The organism is Chryseobacterium subflavum (genome assembly GCF_055762745.1).
Map to the genome: position 1 here is coordinate 1867181 of NZ_JBVTMR010000001.1, position 20593 is coordinate 1887773.

At 36.0% G+C, this 20593-nt stretch carries 15 protein-coding genes; 8 read left to right on the forward strand and 7 right to left on the reverse strand.

Annotated features, from left to right (window positions below; genetic code table 11):
• Positions 1–58: 58 nt before the first annotated feature.
• Both AC0INN_RS08250 and AC0INN_RS08255 read right to left on the reverse strand, forming a co-directional pair.
• A complete protein-coding gene (locus AC0INN_RS08250; RefSeq protein ID WP_306612673.1) occupies positions 59–1825 on the reverse strand; it encodes a TonB-dependent receptor in 1767 nt (588 codons plus the stop codon).
• Between the two features lie 73 nt (positions 1826–1898).
• Complete coding sequence (locus AC0INN_RS08255; RefSeq protein WP_306612674.1) at positions 1899–4862, reverse strand: tetratricopeptide repeat protein; 2964 nt, start codon at positions 4860–4862, stop codon at positions 1899–1901.
• Between the two features lie 176 nt (positions 4863–5038).
• Here AC0INN_RS08255 and AC0INN_RS08260 point away from each other — a divergent pair, with 176 nt between their 5' ends.
• Together AC0INN_RS08260 and AC0INN_RS08265 are read left to right on the forward strand one after the other, a co-directional pair.
• Positions 5039–6721 (forward strand): APC family permease, encoded by a 1683-nt coding sequence (locus AC0INN_RS08260; protein ID WP_273648297.1) that lies wholly within the window; start codon positions 5039–5041, stop codon positions 6719–6721.
• A 273-nt stretch (positions 6722–6994) separates the two neighbouring features.
• Positions 6995–7309, forward strand: a complete 315-nt coding sequence (locus AC0INN_RS08265) for an Mpo1-like protein (RefSeq protein ID WP_273648298.1) — start codon at positions 6995–6997, stop codon at positions 7307–7309.
• A 106-nt stretch (positions 7310–7415) separates the two neighbouring features.
• Here AC0INN_RS08265 and AC0INN_RS08270 read toward each other — a convergent pair whose 3' ends face one another.
• A complete protein-coding gene (locus AC0INN_RS08270; protein WP_273648299.1) occupies positions 7416–9437 on the reverse strand; it encodes a DUF3857 domain-containing protein in 2022 nt (673 codons plus the stop codon).
• A 150-nt stretch (positions 9438–9587) separates the two neighbouring features.
• On the opposite strand from AC0INN_RS08270, the gene AC0INN_RS08275 reads away from it, so the two are divergent.
• A complete protein-coding gene (locus AC0INN_RS08275; protein WP_172278784.1) occupies positions 9588–9935 on the forward strand; it encodes a DUF4377 domain-containing protein in 348 nt (115 codons plus the stop codon).
• A gap of 47 nt (positions 9936–9982) precedes the next feature.
• Here the strand turns inward: AC0INN_RS08275 and AC0INN_RS08280 are convergent, their stop codons facing one another.
• Together AC0INN_RS08280 and AC0INN_RS08285 are read right to left on the reverse strand one after the other, a co-directional pair.
• Positions 9983–10915, reverse strand: a complete 933-nt coding sequence (locus AC0INN_RS08280) for an SPFH domain-containing protein (RefSeq protein ID WP_172278786.1) — start codon at positions 10913–10915, stop codon at positions 9983–9985.
• A 76-nt stretch (positions 10916–10991) separates the two neighbouring features.
• Positions 10992–12347: a deoxyguanosinetriphosphate triphosphohydrolase gene (locus AC0INN_RS08285; protein ID WP_172279687.1), complete on the reverse strand. Its 1356-nt coding sequence runs from the start codon at positions 12345–12347 to the stop codon at positions 10992–10994.
• Between the two features lie 70 nt (positions 12348–12417).
• Here AC0INN_RS08285 and AC0INN_RS08290 point away from each other — a divergent pair, with 70 nt between their 5' ends.
• The 3 genes from AC0INN_RS08290 to AC0INN_RS08300 all read left to right on the forward strand — a co-directional run bounded on the left by AC0INN_RS08290 (position 12418) and on the right by AC0INN_RS08300 (position 14840).
• The gene (locus tag AC0INN_RS08290) at positions 12418–13152 is read left to right on the forward strand and encodes a DNA-formamidopyrimidine glycosylase family protein (RefSeq protein WP_273648300.1); all 735 of its coding nucleotides are present in this window, start codon (positions 12418–12420) and stop codon (positions 13150–13152) included.
• 244 nt (positions 13153–13396) lie between these two features.
• Positions 13397–14107, forward strand: a complete 711-nt coding sequence (locus AC0INN_RS08295; protein ID WP_172278790.1) for a glycosyltransferase family 32 protein — start codon at positions 13397–13399, stop codon at positions 14105–14107.
• A 121-nt stretch (positions 14108–14228) separates the two neighbouring features.
• The gene (locus AC0INN_RS08300) at positions 14229–14840 is read left to right on the forward strand and encodes a DapH/DapD/GlmU-related protein (RefSeq protein ID WP_273648301.1); all 612 of its coding nucleotides are present in this window, start codon (positions 14229–14231) and stop codon (positions 14838–14840) included.
• Positions 14841–14984: 144 nt separating this feature from the next.
• Here the strand turns inward: AC0INN_RS08300 and AC0INN_RS08305 are convergent, their stop codons facing one another.
• Positions 14985–15320 carry a DMT family transporter gene (locus AC0INN_RS08305; RefSeq protein WP_273648302.1) on the reverse strand — a complete coding sequence of 112 codons (336 nt, stop codon included), beginning with the start codon at positions 15318–15320 and terminating at the stop codon, positions 14985–14987.
• Between the two features lie 664 nt (positions 15321–15984).
• Between AC0INN_RS08305 and AC0INN_RS08310 the strand changes: the two genes are divergently transcribed.
• Both AC0INN_RS08310 and AC0INN_RS08315 read left to right on the forward strand, forming a co-directional pair.
• Positions 15985–16491, forward strand: a complete 507-nt coding sequence (locus AC0INN_RS08310; protein ID WP_273648303.1) for a MepB family protein — start codon at positions 15985–15987, stop codon at positions 16489–16491.
• Between the two features lie 71 nt (positions 16492–16562).
• A complete protein-coding gene (locus AC0INN_RS08315; protein WP_273648304.1) occupies positions 16563–17285 on the forward strand; it encodes an AAA family ATPase in 723 nt (240 codons plus the stop codon).
• 426 nt (positions 17286–17711) lie between these two features.
• Here the strand turns inward: AC0INN_RS08315 and gcvP are convergent, their stop codons facing one another.
• On the reverse strand, positions 17712–20570 hold the full coding sequence (gcvP, locus tag AC0INN_RS08320; protein ID WP_172278800.1) for an aminomethyl-transferring glycine dehydrogenase: 2859 nt from the start codon (positions 20568–20570) through the stop codon (positions 17712–17714).
• Positions 20571–20593: the final 23 nt, after the last annotated feature.

Below are 20593 nucleotides of genomic sequence, written 5' to 3' on the forward strand. Positions count from 1 at the left end.
TTGAAGTAACAAGATCAGAAGGAATTAAACCTTCTTACTCCTATTCTTTAAAGTACTACTAGAAAGTAATCTTTACACCACCCAAAATCTGGGCTCCCAATACTTTATATCCTTTGTAGGTTTGGTAGTTTGAGTTCAGAAGATTATTTCCGGTTGCAAAAATACTGAAATTTTTGTGAAATTTATACTCTGCGGAAAGATTTAAATCTGCATAACCACCAACTTTATCATTAGTGTTCTCTGTAGACTGATACATCATAGCAGGATTTGCCACTCCCTCGATAGAGTAAGAGTTTGTCGTTCTGTCACTTGCAAAAATTCCCTTGAACCCTAGCAATAACTTTTTATCAAGCATTGAATATTTTGCACCAATGCTGGCATTAAATAAAGGAACGTTATAAATATTATCGTAATTCTTCAAATTATACTTTGTGAATCTCAATTCAGCATCTAAAACAAGATTTGCCAGAGGAAAATACTGAATGCTTCCTTTGATATCACTTACATTACCGTCATCGTAAATAGCAGAGAATGTATTCGCAAAATTATATGCAGAACGGTTTAATGTAAAATCATTATTGAAAAGATCATTAGCCTTAAAGAAAAGGATATCTCTCATTTTTCCAAAACCAGCTGAGAAATCATACTTGATTGTTTCATCAATATCCCCTCTTAAACCTGCATAAAAATGATATTTGGTTTCTGTAGGCTTCAACATCTGATCGGAAAGGATAAATGGATTTTGCTGCAGAAGGTCACTGTAGGTATTTAGTTTTAAACCTCCGTCTACCCCTCCATAGAATTTGAATTCTTTTGAAGCTGCTACCTGGAATTCAGCTTTTGGAAACCAATAGCTTTTATTGTTTTTTACCTGCTCCATAATGGCACTTGAATTTTTACCATTCAGAAATGCAAATGAAGAACCCACCATTAAATAAGACTCTCCCTTAGTGAAAGTAACTTTCGGATCTAAAGTAGCGTTGAAATAATTGGATGAATTTTTATCCCTGATTTCGAAATCGGTTTTAACGGTTTCCAATCCTACTCCCAAATCAGCATTCATGAGAATGTCATTTTTAGACAATTCTACACCATGTTTTGATAAATTCACCAAAACGGATGCCTGGTTTTCCTGAGCGTCAAAATGATCCTTTAAGAAAGAGGATTTAACCCTTACATCATTTAAGATCTCATTTGAATAGAAATCATAGTATCCGTTCACTTTAAATTGGTTTACCCTCTGCGTCAGATCCACATCTGCTGCAGGTTCCAGAGCATAGATTCCGTAATACCTGTTGTTATCCAATCCATATTGGGCGTTCAAATTGAATTTTCCTTTTTCTCCATAGGAGTTTAAGAAAGCCCCTATAGTGGCAGAACTCTGTTTGGAATCCCATGCATATTCTCTTTTCAGTCCCAATGTTGACAGAAAATGCACATCAGCCCCTACTTCAAGCTTATTATCAAGGGTTTTGGAAATATTGGCATCTCCTAATATCTTTCCGAAATTCCCCATCCCAAATTGCAGGTAATTATTTTGAGCAGATCCTTCAAATTTTGGCGTTACATCCTGACCCTGAATTGTGGAAGTTTTAAAGTCTGAAACAGCAGGAACATCTGTAATCCTGTATTGTACAGGATTCTGAGATTTCTCTTCAGGCGGATAGTTCTTAATAGTTTCTATTGAAGTCTTTTTCTTTTCGATCTTTTTAACTTCCGGTTCTCTTTTTTTATTAAGAATCAGCCTTTCTTCCTTGATCTGGGAAAACGCAATCTGCGAAACCCCTAAAAATAATATGGATAATATTTGAATTTTCTTGTTCATTATTGCTTTGTATTTATGTATCTACGGCATATATTAATGAAATAATACCCGTCGATACGACCGTACATTTTCTTTATTTTTTGATCTGTTTTTTCACTTCCTTAGCTTCATTAACAATTTCCGGGAAGTCCTTGTAGTTCGCAATGATCTGATCACAAGTATAACTTGCCTGGTAATTATCTTTTAAACCAATATAATTTTTCGCCATCAGCACCAATGCTTTAGCTCCCCAATACTCCTCAGAAGAATAGTTATTAGCCAGCTTGAAGATGGTTTCGTTGGAAGATTTGAATGCTTTTCCTTTGTTCTGGTAAAATGCTTTTGCATATAATGCTTCTGCTGCCACCTCAGTATTGGAGGATTTTTCAAGAGAAGCGTAAGCTGCCTGGGCATCTTTATCTTTCGAAGAGTTCATGAGGCTTCTTGCCTTGATTACTTTTGCCGTCTCAATAACAGCAGCAGAGTTTTTAGTATTAGCAATAACATCATTGGCCAGCTTTTCAGCCTGAGAGAAGTTTTTCTCCTCAGCATACATCTTCATTAATTCTACATTCGCGTAGTTTTTAATATTGATATCCGAAGAGTTTTTAATGTTCTCTAAATATTTTTTAGCTTCTGCACTGTTCCCCTGCGACACATAAATCTGGGCTAAACGGGTTTGTGCATCATCCTGGTAATCATTCTGAACATTAGCAACTTCCTGCAGTACCAATAACGCTTTTGTTGTATTATTCGTTTGATAATAACTTTCTCCCAGTTCATATTTAGCCTGGAAAAGTCCTTCTCCAGTAGGATTTTGTGTAAGGTATTTCTCATAATAAGAAATGGCATTCTTATAGTCTTTTTTCGAGAAATATTGTTTTCCTGTAGAAAGGTTGATCTCATCGATCTCCGAGGCATCTACATTAACCCCAATATTTTTTGCAAAACTTTCGTATCCTGCAACATCTCCATTTTTAGTAAATACAGGTTTGGCCGCCTGAACAATTTTCTGGGCATATGCCGTATTCTTATACTGTTCTCCCAGTGATTTCAGCTCAGCAATCGCTTTATCGTTCTGGTTCTGATCAATATAATTTTGTGCCCTGTAAATAGATGCGTTAGCAACAAGATCTTTATCTGAAGAGGTTTTAATTACTTTTGCAAAATAATCATTAGAGTTTGTAAAGTCATCTTGTGCCGCATATGCTGTTCCGATCTCATATTGAGAATCATCGTAATAGTCGGATTGCGGATATTTGGACAGAAGGGATTTTAGCGTATTAATTTTAGCCTGCGTATCCCCTTTAAATCCTAAAGCCATCCCCTTCTGGTATAAGGTATAGTCCGTAGAATCCTCATTTTTATCATAGATAGCGATTGCATCATTCAGCTCATTATTTGCATAATGAATATCTGCCAAACGAAGTTCCGCATCATTTTTAAATTCCGGTTTAGGGTTGGTAAGGTATTGTTTAAAGTAGGTTTGGGCCTGATCAAATTTTTTGGATTTGAAATAGGCATATCCAAGATCATAAGGCAGCTGTTGCTTCTCTGGAAAGGTAGCGGTCAGTAATTTTTCATAACGCACAATTGCTGATGGATAATTTCCTTTCTGGTAGTAAGTCTGAGCCAGCCAGTAAAGTGCCCTGCTGTTGAATTCTTTATTGATATTGAACGCAAGGCTTCTTAAGAAATATTTTTCTGCCTCATCATAATTTCCTTTGTTGAACTCCTCTGTTCCCAACAGGTAAGAAACCTCCTGATCTACTTTATCAATTTCCGGAGAAGAGCTTTGCAACCTGTCGATTGCATTTAATGTCTCCTTGTAATTCCCTGAATACAAATAGGATTTCACCAGCAAAGACCTCATCTCTGAAGCATTATCTGCATTCTGGTTTTCATTGATATAACTCTGGATAACTCCTGAAGGACTTTCAAAAGGGTTTCCGATATCGTAGCTTAATTTTGCATATTGCTCATGCGCCAGTTTCTTTACTTTTGCATCATAATTCATCTGGTAAGACGATCGGAATGCAGACAATGCTTCCTGTTTTTTATCTACTGCCAGATAAGCATTCCCTAACTGGTAATAAGCATTTTGAGCCAATGCAGAGTTGCTGTTCAGCAATTGATTGTAATAAGAAACCGCTTCATCATATTTCTTCAGCTGAGCAGCTACAAATCCCATTTCATATAAATCGTTCTCAGAAGGACTTTGCTGAACACTCAGGTAATCCTTCAGGTGCGGATATGCGGCAGCATAATCATTCTTCATGAAATAACTTTCCCCAATGATTTTATGAACTTCTGCTTTATAGGAATCAGAAATATTCTCATTCAATAAAAGATTTCCTTCAGAAATTGCTTTATCATAGTCCTTGTCATTGTAGTACATCTGAACGTAATAAGGACGAACCAGCTTTGAATATTTAGGCTGATCTTTTACAGAATCAAAATACTGGAATGCTTTATCATTCTGCCTGTTTGAATAATACAAATGTCCCAGCATATAAGCAATATCCCCTTTTTGAGATTCATCAGCCGATTTATAGGCTTCTTCCAGCGCATCTATTGCTCCTTTAGAATCTCCGGTCATGAATTTTGCATATCCTAATTTCAGAATATACTGGGTATTTTCTTCTTTTGAAAGCTGATACTGATTCACATTTTTCAAAGTCTCCAGCGCTTTATCAAAATCTTTTTTAGCCAGATAATAATCCGCCAGAGGCAAATTAGCCTGAGCAAAATATGCTGAATGCGGATATTCTTTGATAAAGGCCGTTAAACCTTCTTCAGCATGATTTTTCTGAAGAATAACTCCGATCACATTATCAAAAAACTGGGCTGCTTCTTTCCTGGATCTCGACAGATTTTGATTGTAAAAATATTGTCGGGCATATTCGTATTGAGAAGCGTTGTATATTTTGGTTTGGTAAAGATTTTCAGCTAGATTGAATCTGTAATTTTCTTTCTGTGTAAAGTATTGAGACTGTTGAGCATCGGAGATTCCGAAATAGATCACGGCAGCCGCTAAAAGTATTTTTTTTGATTTCATTCTTTATGGAATAAAAAAATTAGTCTATTATATCAACGAAAGTATTGAAAACTTATTGCTTAGGCAAATCCCGGCCAGGAGTTTATGGAAAAATATAGAAAATTTAGCTATTTTTTAACATACTTTTATAATTATCATTACATTTGTTTTTTTTCAACTTCAAATATAAATATTGAATGAATCAACTTTTCAGGAGGAAAAACTATTCAGAAACAGATACATCTACCAGTCTTTTAAGAGTTTTAGGTGTTTGGGACATCGTTTTTTTTGGTATTGCAGCCATTATTGGAGCAGGGAGTTTTAGCAGTTTGGGCGAAGCTGTTTTCAGAGGGGGCCCCGGAGTTATTCTTTTATATTTAATTTGTGGTTTTGCTTGTGGCTTTACAGCGCTTTGTTACGCTGAATTTGCCAGCAGAATTCCTACAGCAGGTTCTGCTTACACATATGCTTACGCAAGTTTCGGAGAATTAATTGCATGGATCATTGGTTGGGCATTGATCATGGAGTACTCTTTCGGAAATATCTACGTGGCTTTTTCATGGTCCGATTATTTTACAAGTTTCCTGGGACGTCTGGGTATGCATATTCCCGATTATCTTACCTGCAGCTATACGGAAGCCCAAAAAGCATTTCTCAACGGTTCAGAAAATAAGGAGTTACTCAACGCCTGGAAATCTGCCCCATTAATAGGAAGCTTAAAGTTCATCGTTGATGTTCCTGCCCTTGTGATCAATGGTCTTATAACATGGCTCTGCTATGTGGGAGTAAAGGAAAGTAAAAATTTCAATAATTCATTGGTTATTTTAAAGCTGGCAGTAATTGTTTTAGTGATTCTTGTAGGATTTTCTTATATCAATACCGATAACTGGACTCCGATAAGCCCTGAAACACAAACTCCATCCTTTATGCCAAATGGCTTTGCAGGAGTTATGAGTGCTGTTTCCGGAGTTTTCTTTGCCTACATTGGTTTTGATGCCTTAAGTGTTCTGTCTGAGGAAACGAAAGATCCTCAAAAAACTTTACCGAAAGGAATGATCATTTCCCTGGTTCTTTGTACAGTGATTTACATTGCTTTAACATTAGTCCTGACGGGAATGGTAGATTACAGAAAATTTGATGGTATCGGCGATCCTCTTTCGTTCATTTTTGAAAAATCAAATGCCAATGTAGCGTGGATGGAACTCGTCGTTTCCTTTGTTGCAATCGTTGCCATTACTACCGTATTACTCGTTTTCCAGATGGGACAACCAAGAATCTGGTATGCGATGAGCCGCGACGGATTGATGCCTGAAAAATTCAAAACAGTACATCCGAAATACAAAACACCATCATTTGCAACGATTGTTACAGGTATTGCCGTAGGAGTTCCTATCCTCTTTACGGACAAGACATTCATTCTTGATTTTACCAGTATAGGGACCATTTTTGCATTCGTTCTTGTTTGTGCAGGAGTTTTAATGCTTCCGGCAAAGGAAAAGATCAAGGGCAGATTCCACCTTCCTTATATTAACGGGAAAATTATATTCCCCGTAATATTTATCGGTGGATTAATAGGTTTTTATATGTGGCAGCCTCAGTTTTTCCACAACCTCATGGATTGGAATGATCCTAAAGAAGGTGAATTCAGAGCTTCAATCTTTGTGTTCATTATTATTAATCTGATCCTTTGTTTCTTTACTTTTGTTAAAAATTTCTCCTTAATTCCTTTGATAGGGTTAAGCTCATGTCTTTATCTTCTTACAGGAATGAGCCATGAAAACTGGTTCTGGTTCGGATTATGGTTCGCTATAGGTTTAGTGATCTATTTTTGCTACGGATATAAAAACAGTAAGCTGGGAAAGGAATCTTCCAGAGACTAATTACAAATAAGCGAAAAGGCTCAATGGCTAAATCGCAAAAAATACTAAAAGGCAAAGTTGCGATTCCGCAGTTTTGCCTTTTATTTTACTCTTAACGCCAGTGATTGATCAGACCTGAAGTCTATTCAGCATTCCTGTATTTTCAATTGTGAAATTTTAAAATTAAATCACGTTCAGGGCAGTTTCACCATTCATAAATCAGCGATTTGATTTCTCACCAAAATTGGCGAACTTATTGCTTTAGATTTTTGGAAACTTAAAAACCATTATACCATGTCTGAAAAAATAAAAACATACAAAGAATTTTATCAGTTTTATCTTACCGAGCACAGTAAAACCGGAACCCGTATTTTTCATTTTCTGGGAACCCTTCTGGTATTTTTAGTTATTGCTTATGTTATCAGTTCAGGAAAGGAAAGGTTCTTATGGTACATTCCTATTTTTGGATATGGTTTTGCCTGGTTCAGTCACGCATTGATTGAAAGAAATAAACCGGCAACTTTCAAATATCCCATATGGTCATTAATTTCAGATTTCCGCTTATTTTTCGAACTTCTGATCGGGAAACAAAAGTTTATCACAAAATAGTCACATTTCATGCACTATCTCAAACGTATAATAAATAATCAGCCCGGGTTTTGCTTAGCAAAACCCGGGCTGATTCAAACTTTTAGTTTTCAACCATTACCTCTCTCTACTTAAACCTCTTTTTAAAACTAAACTTCAGCTGGTTCATCAGTCCCGGTTCGATAATATCAATTCCAAGTCCGAAATTGCTATCAGCAACTGTATGATGTGCAGCCCTGAATGTTTCAAATTCTTCTTGCGGGATTTCAAGATTGACCAAAGGTTTATAGTCGATGAAAACAGTTGCTCCGTTTTTGGTGATCTTCTTACGGCTTGTATATTCAAAATAAGGGTTATTGATTGTACTTTCCTGAACCGTATATTTTTCCTCCGTATCTATTTTCTGATCCGTATACAGATTGATCTCATATTTTTCCGTATCAAAATTGTGCCAGAAAGGCAAATCTTTATGGAGGAAATCCCTGGCACTGGCTTTGATTACATTCCGGTCAAAATACATTAAAAACCGGTTGTTTTGCGGATCTACATAATAAGGATTTTCAACAGTTGCCTGATATTCGATCTTGAATTCGTTCAGCTTTTTGTCATCACTTATAATTTCTATTGAAGCGTCCTTAAAAATGTTCCTTACATCCATTCCGTTTCTGTCATTGGAATAATTCAGGCTGTAAAACAGGAAATTATTCCAGCTGTCTATCACCTCTCTTTTATTGGTATTTTTAAAATACCTTCTCATAGCGTTAGCCCTGTTGCCTTTGTATACCGTTGTTAGTTTTAATTTCCCGGTCTTATTTTCTGCATTGAACTCTACTTTTTCATCTATACAATAGTATGGATAGCGGAATGGTTTTCTCTGCTGTAATTCCTGATCTCGCTTCACTTCCAGATAGTGCATAAAATAAATAAAGCCCCTGTTTTCAATCATCCCGAACTCATCACGGATTGTAGCATCTATGAAATATTCCTCTCCTTTATAATTGATTTTCACAACCACATGATTGAATGAAAGCAACGAAGGCAAATAATATTTGATATAATAATCCGTATGATAATTAACCAAAACAACGGATGAATCGACTCCAATATAATCCAAAACAACTTTCAGCAAAACACATTTCGCCTTACAGTCCCCTTGTTTATTCTCGTAAGTTACTGACGGTTCCTGAGGCTTGTGACCATTCATTTCATCAGCATTGAATATATAATAGATATTATTCTGAACGTATTCAATGGCAAACTGGAGTTTCTCGTCCTGATTGCTAATTGCATCCAGTTTTTCGACAAGTTTTGGAGCAAAATCTTTTAATGAGGACTTATTATAGATATCTTCATATATAGGAGCAATATAATTGGAAAGATCTTTCCAGTTGCTTTCTGTTGCAAAATCAATGAAAGGAAAAATCTCACGGCTGGCATCTACAGGATTGATGTAATTTTCTTCCTGGATCACAAAACGCTCCCCTTTCTTCAGATGATGAGTTTCAGGTTTTAAAACATTTCCCTGCTCATCTCTGAAAAATACTTTTTTATAGGCAACCGGCTCTTCACGTTCATTAACAAAAGTGAACTGATAACTTCCGTAAGCCCAATAATTATCAGGGCTCACCCATACGTATTTAGAAAATTCCTTCCTTAAAAAATCCCGATCTGTAAAAGCCTTTACCCTGGAATCTTCAAGGATCAGAATATCATAAAGCCTCAGATCTTTTATTGTAATATTAATCTTCTTATTACTGCTTAAGATACCTCCGCTGCTTTGATTTTCACTATCCAGAACCTTAATTTTTGTATCTGGTATTTTATCGATCAAAACGCCTTCTCGTAATACACTGATTCTATGAATATGGTAAACTTCATTTTCTTCGACCACTACATCCATTACTGAAGCCCTCTCCAGATTGGAAGGTTCATTAAGGGTGTAAGCCATGCATACATACTCATTGCTTTCCGAATTGCTCGTGTAATAGATCTTGTCCAGAAAATAGCAATAATCCCGCCCTTCATTAATTTGTTTATTAGAGAAATCCGATTCTCTTATCTTTTCAATAAGCTGTTGATCGTCTACACTTCCCGCCCACGACTCAGGTTTTTGAATTTTGTAATTTTCAATGTGAATTTGATTATCCATATTATTATTTGCTATTTAAAATATTTTGGTTAAAATAATTAACAGAGCGGAAATTAAATAATAAATACATAAAAAGCAAGAGTAGAACTACGACTGTTGCATACATTCTTTCGGCACAATAATTGCCAGTAAGTTTTAAAATTTAGATTTATGAAAAATATGATGACGATTGTAAGAGGAGCGCTTCCTGTATTAGCTTTGGCTGTATTAACACAATGTACAACTTCTGCAAAAGTTTCCAACGGAAATGAAAAGACTTTTATTGTTGGGCCCCAGACTGCTGATTGTACGGGAGTGGCACCTATGAAATGTCTTCAGGTAAAAGAAAATGCTTCAGAAAGCTGGACGAATTTTTATAGCAATATTGAAGGATTTACCTATGAACCGGGTTACGAATATGTTTTGAAGGTAAAGACTGAAAAAATAGAGAACCCTCCTGCAGACGGATCTTCTATAAAATACACACTGATCCAACAAGTTTCCAAAACTAAAAAATAAAAAATGCCTCCTTAAAGGGAGGCATTTTTGTATAGTTGACTTATATTCTAATGTTCATGATCTTTTGGAGGTTGCGGGTATTTTCCCTTGGTTGCCTCTCCCACTGTATTAGCTGTAGTCATAGCAACAACAAGATCATTCAGCATTCCACTCGCTGCTGTAGGAGAATTAGGTAACAATACAAGATTACTTCTGCTGCTAGCCCCCACAGAATGGAGTGTATCATAATGCTGCGTCACTACAATCAGAGCAGATGCTTCATGGGAATTAATATCCACATTGTTCAGCATTCTTACAGATTCCTCAAGACCTTTTGCTATTTCTCTCCTTTGATCAGCAATCCCCTGACCCTGTAATTTTTTTGATTCTGCTTCTGCTTTTGCAACAGCTACAATCCTTATTCTTTGTGCTTCGGACTCGTATTCGGCAGCTGTTTTTTCTCTTTCAGCCGCGTTGATCCTGTTCATAGCATGTTTTACCTGTTCATCCGGATCAATATCCGTTACAAGAGCTTTGATAATATCATATCCGTAGCTTTGCATTGCTTCCTGGAGCTCTGCTTTTACAGCAATTGCAATATCATCTTTCTTTAAGAAAACATCATCCAGCTTTAACTTCGGAACCTCAGCGCGTACCACATCAAAAACGTATGAGGTGATCTGGTCGTGAGGACTTTCCAAACGGTAAAATGCGTCGGCAACCTGTGTCCTGATCACCTGAAACTGAACGGAAATTTTCATTTTCACGAAAACATTATCCAAAGTCTTGGTATCTATCATAACGTCCAGTTGCTGAATTCTAAGATTCATTCTTTTAGAAATCCTGTCTAAATATGGTATTTTAAGCTGCAAACCCGCATGGCGCACAGAATGGAATTTTCCTAAACGTTCTACAATAGCTGCAGTTTCCTGTTTTACCGTAAAAAAAGAAGCAAAGAGGGTTACAAGCCCTATAAAAACAATAATGCCTAAATATGTCATAGTTTAATAATTTTAATTGATAGGTCGTATAAGATACGGTTTTGTTATATTTTTTTAACAAAAAAATCAATTATAATTACATGGTCATGCCGATGTCGATTCCTTTGATCTTTCGGTAGAGATCAGTGGCATAATTATCGGTCATTCCCGAAACAAAATCGATCACTCCCAATACCTTCTGGTATTCTGTTCCACTATCATATAAAAACTGGTTAGGAAGAAGTTTTAAAGCCATTTTATCATATGATTTTCTTTCTTCTTTTGATTTTAAAACGGAAGGAATGAAATGATCCAACAATTCGTACATAACATTATACCCTGCGTTTTCAATTTCTACAACAGCTTTATGGTTGTATATCTTTTCGATCGAGAAGCTTTCGATATCCTGCAATGTTTTGTTATTGGATTTATAAATATCCAGCAATGCTTTATCCAGGTTCCCACGGAGAATATCTTCAAAGTTCTCTTTATAGGTTTCAATTGATTTATTGATCAGGGCATTAATAACTTTTGCCCGCAGATAAGAGATCCTTTCATTGTCATTCGAAATAGAAGCCAACTTCTGTTCTACTCTTCTGACATCCTGATTCTCAGATTTAATCAGTTCAAAGAATAGGTTTTCACAATCCGAGGTAGAGACAATCCCCAGACGATGGGCATCCTCCATATCAATAATGTTATAGCAAATATCATCTGCAGCTTCCACAAGCCATACAAAAGGGTGTCTTTTAAAAATATGCGGCTCGTTGCTTTCGCAGATCAGGTTTGTTTTTTCTGCGATTTCCAAAAAAGTTTCCTTTTCATTCTGGAAAAAACCGAATTTTTTCCGATGGATGATTCCTTTTTGTCTTGCAATTGCCTCACAAGGGTACTTGGCAATACTTGCCAGGGTAGTTAGAGTAAGCTGAACTCCTCCTTCATCCTTGCCTTGCTGCTGATGAGCCAAAACCCTGATCGCATTGGCATTTCCCTCAAAATTCACCAGATCCGCCCATTCTTTTTCAGAAAATTTTGGTTTCAGATCTTTTTCATTTCTTTCAAAGTAGCTGGCAATAGCATCTTCTCCGGAATGTCCGAATGCCGGATTTCCCACATCATGACATAAACATGCTGCTGCTATTACATTACCTAAATTGTGCAGATAAAAATTCTTAGACTCTTCTGAAAGATCATGACTGAAACTTTCAGAAATAAACTCTCCTATGATACTCCCCAAACTTCTTCCAACTGATGAAACTTCTAATGAGTGGGTGAGACGGTTATGAACAAAGACACTTCCCGGAAGTGGAAATACCTGTGTTTTATTTTGTAATCTCCTAAAGGCTGCCGAAAAGATAATTCTATCAAAATCCCTCTGAAAATCTGTTCTGGACGCTATAGTATGTGGATTATTTCCCGTACGTTGATTGGTGAAAATCTGATTTAAATTCATCATTTTTCAAAATTACTTCAAATTTTACTTTTACGGAATACTATTTGAATTTTTATAGAAAATTAAAGCTATGCCAGAAGGTCCGTCTATACTCATTATGAAAGAGAATCTCCAGGGATTTACAGGAAAAAAAGTTACCAAAGCCTGGGGAAATGCTCAATTTGAAAAAGAGCCACTTGTAGGAAAAACTCTTCTTGAAATAAGAACTTTCGGAAAGCAAACCTATCTTGTTTTTGATACAGTAAGTGTGCGTATTCATTTGTTGATGTTCGGTTCTTATGAAATTAACGAACAAACAAAGCCGGACAAAAGCTTACGTTTAGCGTTAGCCTTCAAAACGGGAAGCATGTATTTTTATACCTGTTCTGTAAAAATGGTGGATTCAGAATTCCTGTCCACCATAGATTGGGAAGCCGATGTTATGAGTGACCAATGGGATCCTAAAAAAGCAGAAAAGAAACTGAAAGCGAATCCACAAATGATGGTTTGTGATGCTTTGATGAATCAGGATATTTTTTCAGGAGTCGGGAATATTATCAAAAACGAAGTTCTTTTCAGAATCGGAGTTCAGCCTGAAAGCCTTATCGGAAATCTTCCTCCCAGAAAACGTAAAGAACTTATTCATGAAGCCCGGAATTACAGTTTCGAATTTTTACAATGGAAAAAGGAATTCGTGCTGAAAAAGCACTGGCTGGTTCACACCAAAAGCACCTGTCCGAAGTGTGGACGTAAACTTATAAAAAAGCAAACCGGTCTTGGTAAGAGGCGTAGCTTCTATTGCGAAAAAGATCAAAAACTGTATTAACCCCAAAACTTTAATTTCGAAACTACAACAAAACCGACATTCTGTCTTCAAATAAAAGCCTTTCCCATTTGCGAAGTCCTAAAATAAAATTAAAATTTTAGTGCATCTCATTTAACTTAGTTGGTAAATCATTATCCAACTCCCAACACAGCAAATTTTTTCACATTAAATATTGAATTGCCGCCAAAATAATGGTGGCCAGGTGAACTATTGTGTATTATCAAAACTTGTTAATTATTTAATTATGTCCATTCCAAAACAGATTTTTCAAACATTCAAGTCTAAAAAATTACCTTTAATTACTCAGTGGCACATTTGGCGAATGAAGAGAAAAAATCCGGAATACCAATATCATTTCTATGATGATAACGATATCCAAAAATTCATCACGGAGGAATTTCCTCCCCAGTATATTGAAAATTACAATAAGCTAACCATTGGCGCGGCAAAAGCTGATTTTTTCAGATATGCTGTTTTATATAAAAAAGGAGGAATCTATCTTGATGTAGACAGTGCCATCACAAGACCTTTAAGGGATCTCATTAAAGATGATGATGATGCTGTAATAAGCAGAGAAAGACATGATGGCTTGTTTGTTCAATGGGCACTAATATTCAATAAAAATCACCCTTTCCTAAAAAAGACTCTGGACCTTATGCTGGACAATATCGAAACCCACCGATATCCCCACAATATCCATGCTACTACTGGTCCAACGGTTTATAGCGAAGCAATCAGCCAGAGTTTGAAAGAAAATTCAAATATCTCCTATAGATTATTTCCGGGAATTGAGTTCAGAGGTTATCTACAATTCAAATATAAGCTGGGAAAATTCTTCCTGTATGAAAAAAAAGCAGAACACTGGAAGCTAAAACAAACAACCCAGGATATCATTAAACAAAATCAGGTAACATTGCTTCTTGTCATCCATACTTTGATGGAATTTATCATTTAATTATTAACGGCATTCTATTTCACAAAAAATTAGTGATCATTTCATTGGAAATATTTTAAAATCACAAACATAAATTTTAATTTTGTGATCCGCCAATAACGGTTAAATACAAGAGTTTCCTATGATTAATATCAACGATTTTATTGGTGAGTTTTTTGATTTCACCGGCAACACACATCTTTTTCCCTGGGAAGTTATCAACCATCTGGATGATCTTCTGGCAGAAAAATTCAATCAACTGACTGATGAATATGAAATTTCGGGTAATATTGCTATCCACAAAACGGCTACAATAGAGCAAAATGTTATTTTCAAAGACAGGATCATCATCGGAGAAAACTCTTTTGTTGGAGCCAATGCATATCTCAGAGGTCCTGTTTTTGTAGGAAAAAATTCCAAAATCGGTCCCGGATGTGAAATCAAACAAAGCATCATATATAATGATACTGCCATTGCTCATTTTAATTATATAGGAAACAGCATTATCGGAAACCGGATTAATTTTGAAGCAGGTTCCATTTGTGCAAATCATTATAATGAAAGAAAAGATAAAGAGATTTCGGTTCTTTTTAATAATGAGATCATCAGAACCCAGACTTATAAGTTGGGCTCTCTCGTAGGTGATGATTCACGGATCGGAGCGAATGCCGTATTATCTCCTGGAACTATATTACCTAGAGAGAGTATTATCAGAAGGCTGGAACTTATCGAACAGGTAAAGGCTGATCAGTAAAAATTAATTCTTTTCTTCTTAGTCTTTCTTTCACTACCCAAATCATTGCAATAAAAGAAACTTTATAATCTGCAAAAGCGAAATTACATAACCCTATGTAAATGGTTTATTGAAATACCTATGACTTAACAGTAACCCATTCTGCTAGTGTGTCCCCATTTTAGAAAAAAGGTTAATCACAATTACTCCTATTACGATCAAGGCAATACCAATAATAGCAGGCAAATCAGGAACTTGCTTAAATGCTACCATTCCAATGATGGTAATGCATATAATTCCAACACCTGACCAGATCGCATACGTAATTCCTATCGGGACATGACGAAGTGTAAGACTCAGAAAATAAAAAGCCGCCGAATACCCTGCAATAGTAACAATGGAGGGTATAAGCTTCGAAAACTCCTCGGATTTCTTTAAAAACGTTGTGGCAATAATTTCAAAAACAATGGCAAGGATAAGAAAGAGATAACTGCGTCCCATTAAAAAATCTTTTAGTCACAAAAATAGCAAAAGTGACAGTCTTAATTCAGTTCAATTTTTGTCCATTATTAAATCTTCGTAATGATCTATTTTCTATACAGTTTGAAAAATAAATTTTATTAATATTTAATTTTTAATTTATCACTTTAAAGTGGCTTATCTCTTTTTCGATTTTCCGATAATATGCACTGCATTCCTTTTATCAATCTTTAAATACAGAACGGAAATCTTTTATCAAATTAATAATTTTTACGAATAACATAATAATAATACACATATTTTTTCAAAAATATATTAAATTAATGTAAACAAATAATCACAAAAACAACACCAAGCTAACACCTAAATACCTGATAAACATCACAATTATTCTATTTGGCATGTCATTTGAAAGCTGTAATATTGCAATTAGAAAATTAGCAAAGAAAGTATAATTAAAATTTTAAAAAAACAAAAATGGTAACCTACGCTTTTATCGCAACATGTATAGTAGTATTCGCTTCTTATTTTACAACAGTTAGAAGAGAAAGAAATTAATAAAAGAGTTATACTGCATTCAGTTTTACACTATTTATTAATTGTATTGTTTATGTTTGCCATCTGATTCTGTCAGATCGCCGCTCTTTTACTCAGTAAGAGTAAAAGAGCCCCAAACATAAACCCAATGATTCAAGAACTTACCTTTATAGAGAAATCAGTTTTCACTCAACTGAATCTAACAATTTCACATTTACACCCCGATTTAGAAAGCGAAGAATACCTAGGGTATAACTTCCGACTTAATCAATATCATATCAAATTCAGAAAGGCTAAGATAACTCCGATAAAAAGAGGCCAGTTTGTTACGCTGTGGAAAAGAAATCAACAGACCCAACAAACCGGACCTTTTACCATTTCCGATCCTTTTGATTTTTACATGATTTACACAGAACTCCAAGACAAGGCCGGTTTTTTCTTTTTTCCAAAACAAATTCTTGCAAGACAACATATAATAACATCCTCCGCCAAAGAAGGAAAACGCGGATTCAGAATATATCCGAACTGGGACATCCCGGTCAACAAACAGGCTGCAAAAACAAAAAGCTGGCAGGAAAAATTTTTCATTGACTTCTCAGAAACTGACCATATGGAAAGAATTCGGGAAATTTTATCTGTTTCAGATCACGCTTAATACACTTTGAAATATTTATCTTTGCACTTCAGTATATTCTGGTAAAACCCATCTTTAAATTATTCAAAGGCATGAATCTGTACAACCTTATTATTCAAGACAAAGAAGAAGTTATCCTTAATGATGTATTTCTTGAAACCTCCAATAGGGAACAGTTTGTACAGCTGATTAAAGAACATACATACATCAAAGAACTCCAGGAATATGGACTTCCTGTTAATAATAAAATTTTACTGCAGGGAAGTTCAGGGTGCGGAAAGACAATGACAGCAAAAGCTATTGCTAATGCATTGGGTAAAAATATCATTGTGCTCAATCTCAGTAACATTGTATCCTCCAGGATAGGAGAAACTTCGCAGAACATAAAAATGATCTTTGATAAAGCAGGGCGCGAAAGATCGGTTCTTTTTCTGGATGAACTTGATCAGATCGGAAAAGCCAGAGGTAGTGATGATAAGGATGTAGGGGAAATGAGAAGACTTGTTAATACCCTACTCCAGCTTATTGATTATTACCCGGAAAATTCTTTATTGCTTTGTGCAACCAACCATCCGGAAATTATTGACACCGCATTATTGCGACGTTTCCAATTGAAAATCAATTACGAAATGCCTTCCAAAGAATTTTTAGATCAGTTTTATGACAGCCTCTTAGCACGGTTTCCAGAGGATATTAAGGATATTAAGCGCCAATACAACATTTCCTTTGCCGAAGCTAAAGATTATGCATTTACTATTGTTAAAGGAAACCTTATTAAAAAGCTGGAAGCCCGGACAGAATCCGCCAAAATGTAAAAACTCATCATATCAGTTTTTTATCGCCGCTATTTTTTTGATATCTGTAAAACCACTGTACAGCTATAGTTTTGAATTATATATTATTCAAAACATATAACTCTATAATAATTCACATACATTCGGCATATTTATTGATGATAATCCACTAATAACCAAACATATATACACATGATAAAAAAACTACCCTCTATTTGCTTATTAATAGCAGCATTATTCCTATTTTCCTGTGAAAAAGGTAATAATAGTTACCACGGTAATGAAAGCCAAAATGCAATTGAAATAACCTCAATTATCACATTTAGCATTATGGCGATAGCGCTTCTGATAGCGTATACATCAACAAGAAGGAAACATTAGAAAATGTAAACAAAAACCCACTCAAAAGATGAGTGGGTTTTATATTTATTGTTTAGAACTTTTCTGTTACATATAAGCTTCAATAGGCTCACAAGTACAAACCAGGTTTCTATCTCCATAAGCTTCATCCACTCTTGAAACAGAAGCAAAGAACTTATGATCTCTTACCCAGTCAAGAGGATAAGCTGCTTTCTCTCTGCTATATGGTTTATCCCATGAATCAGAGATAACAAGCTGTTCTGTGTGCGGAGCGTTTTTCAATACGTTATTTGCCGGATCAGCTTCTCCGTTGGCAATCTCATCAATTTCTTTTTTGATAGCAATTAAAGCTTCTGCAAAACGGTCAATTTCAGATTTACTTTCAGATTCAGTAGGCTCAATCATCAATGTTCCTGCAACAGGGAAAGATACGGTAGGAGCATGGAAACCATAATCCATTAATCTTTTAGCTACATCAGCCACCTCAATTCCCAAAGTTTTAAACTGACGGAAATCTACGATACATTCGTGAGCTACTTTTCCATTTTTGTTTGAATATAAAATTGGGAAATGCTCTGCTAAAATCTCTTTCAGATAGTTGGCATTCAGAATAGCATGCTCAGTAGCTTTTTTCAATCCTGAAGCTCCAAGCATCTTAATGTATGCATAAGAAATATTAAGGATCAATCCTGAACCGTAAGGAGCTGCAGAGATTCCTTCAATAGCTTCTTTAGTTCCCACTTTAATGTTGGCATTGGTAGGCAGGAACGGCACCAAATGTTTTGCAACACAGATTGGTCCTACTCCAGGTCCTCCACCTCCATGTGGAATAGCAAAAGTTTTGTGAAGATTCAAGTGACATACATCCGCTCCAATGTTTCCAGGACTTGTATATCCTACCTGAGCGTTCATATTGGCACCATCCATATATACTTGTCCGCCATGCTGGTGGATAAGATTGGTAATTTCAATAATGTTGGCATCAAAGAATCCGTATGTAGACGGATATGTAATCATTACACATGACAGGTTTTCAGAATGCTGTTCTGTTTTAGCTTTTAAATCGTCGAAATCAATCTCCCCGCTTTCAAGGTTTTTAACCACTACGATCTTCATTCCCGCCATTGCCGCAGAGGCCGGATTTGTTCCATGTGCAGACTGAGGGATCAATACTACATTTCTATGACCTTCTCCTCTGGAAATATGATATTCTCTGATGACCATCAATCCTGCATATTCTCCCTGCGCACCAGAATTTGGCTGAAGTGAAGTTCCTGCAAAACCGGTAATTTTAGCCAGATCTTTTTCTAATTCACGGATCATTTCCTGATACCCTCCTGCCTGATCTACCGGTACAAACGGGTGGATACTTCCCCAGTTATCCCACGAAAGCGGAAGCATTTCAGTTGCAGCATTCAGTTTCATTGTACAAGAACCCAGTGAAATCATTGAATGCGTTAATGATAAATCTTTTCTTTCCAGACGTTTGATGTAACGCATCAACTCTGTTTCTGTATGATATTTATTGAATACTTCTTCCGTAAGAATCTCATCTTTTCTCAAATTCTCTTCAGGAATACTGTATCCTTCTTTTATTTCAAGTTTGAACGTCTGCTTATCTTTGAATTGCGCGAAAGAAGCCATCAGAACATTTAGTTTTTCCAATGTTGTACTTTCATTAATAGCAATACTTACAACTCCTTCTGTGAAATAGTTCAGATTAAGCTTATGATCAAGCATCATTCTTGACAATCTTCCTTTTTCATCTTCACTCATCTCAATTTTTACCGTATCAAAGATAGGCTCCTCAACAGTCTGATATCCTAAAGCTTTTAAACCTCCTTTCAGAGCATTGGCTTTAAAATGAATCTGGTCAGCGATATAATTCAATCCTTTAGGACCATGATATACGGCATACATTCCAGCCATTACTGCTAAAAGTACCTGAGCTGTACAGATATTGGAAGTTGCTCTTTCTCTTTTAATATGTTGTTCTCTCGTCTGTAAAGCCATTCTTAAGGCACGCTTTCCATACATATCCTGAGAAACTCCGATGATTCTTCCCGGAATATCTCTTTTATAATCTTCTCTACAAGAGAAGAATGCTGCGTGAGGTCCTCCGTAGCCTAATGGAATACCAAATCTCTGAGTAGTCCCTACGGCACAGTCAGCTCCCATTGAAGCCGGTGATTTCAACTTAACCAAAGCCATTGGATCACAAGCCACAGCAACCTGAAGGTCTAATTTCTTGTATTCTACAATGTCCTCTGTATAATCCAGAACAATCCCGTTCTTACCAGGATATTGCAATAGAACTCCATAATAGGATCCATCTAACTGGTGGGTTTTATGGTCACCTTCTACGATTTCTATACCAAGTCCTTCTGCCTTTGTCTTTAAAACGGAAACCGTTTGAGGCAAAACAAGATCAGAAACAAAAAACTTATTTGCATCGACTTTTTTCTGGTCCTTTGTTCTGTTATTAAAGAACATATGCATTGCTTCTGCAGCAGCAGTAGATTCATCCAGCAATGAAGCATTTGCCAAAGCAAAACCTGTAAGATCACAGACAACAGTCTGGAAATTCAAAAGAGCTTCCAATCTCCCCTGAGCGATTTCCGCCTGGTAAGGTGTGTAAGCTGTATACCAGCTTGGGTTTTCAAAAATATTTCTTTGAATAGCCGATGGTAAAAGCGTATTGTGATATCCAAAACCGATATAACTTGTATAATCAGTATTTTTTGAGGCCAATTCTTTTGAATGAATAAGCATCTGATATTCTGAAAGCGGTTCGGAAATATCAAGGTCTTTTTCTAAACGGATAGAAGAAGGGATGGTTTGAGAAATTAACTCTTCGATACTTGAAACGCCGACTCTTTCTAACATCGCCTGCTTATCGGCTTCATTAATAGAAATGTGACGGCTCACAAACTGTTCTGTATTCATTTTTTTTATTAGATTTTGTTTGT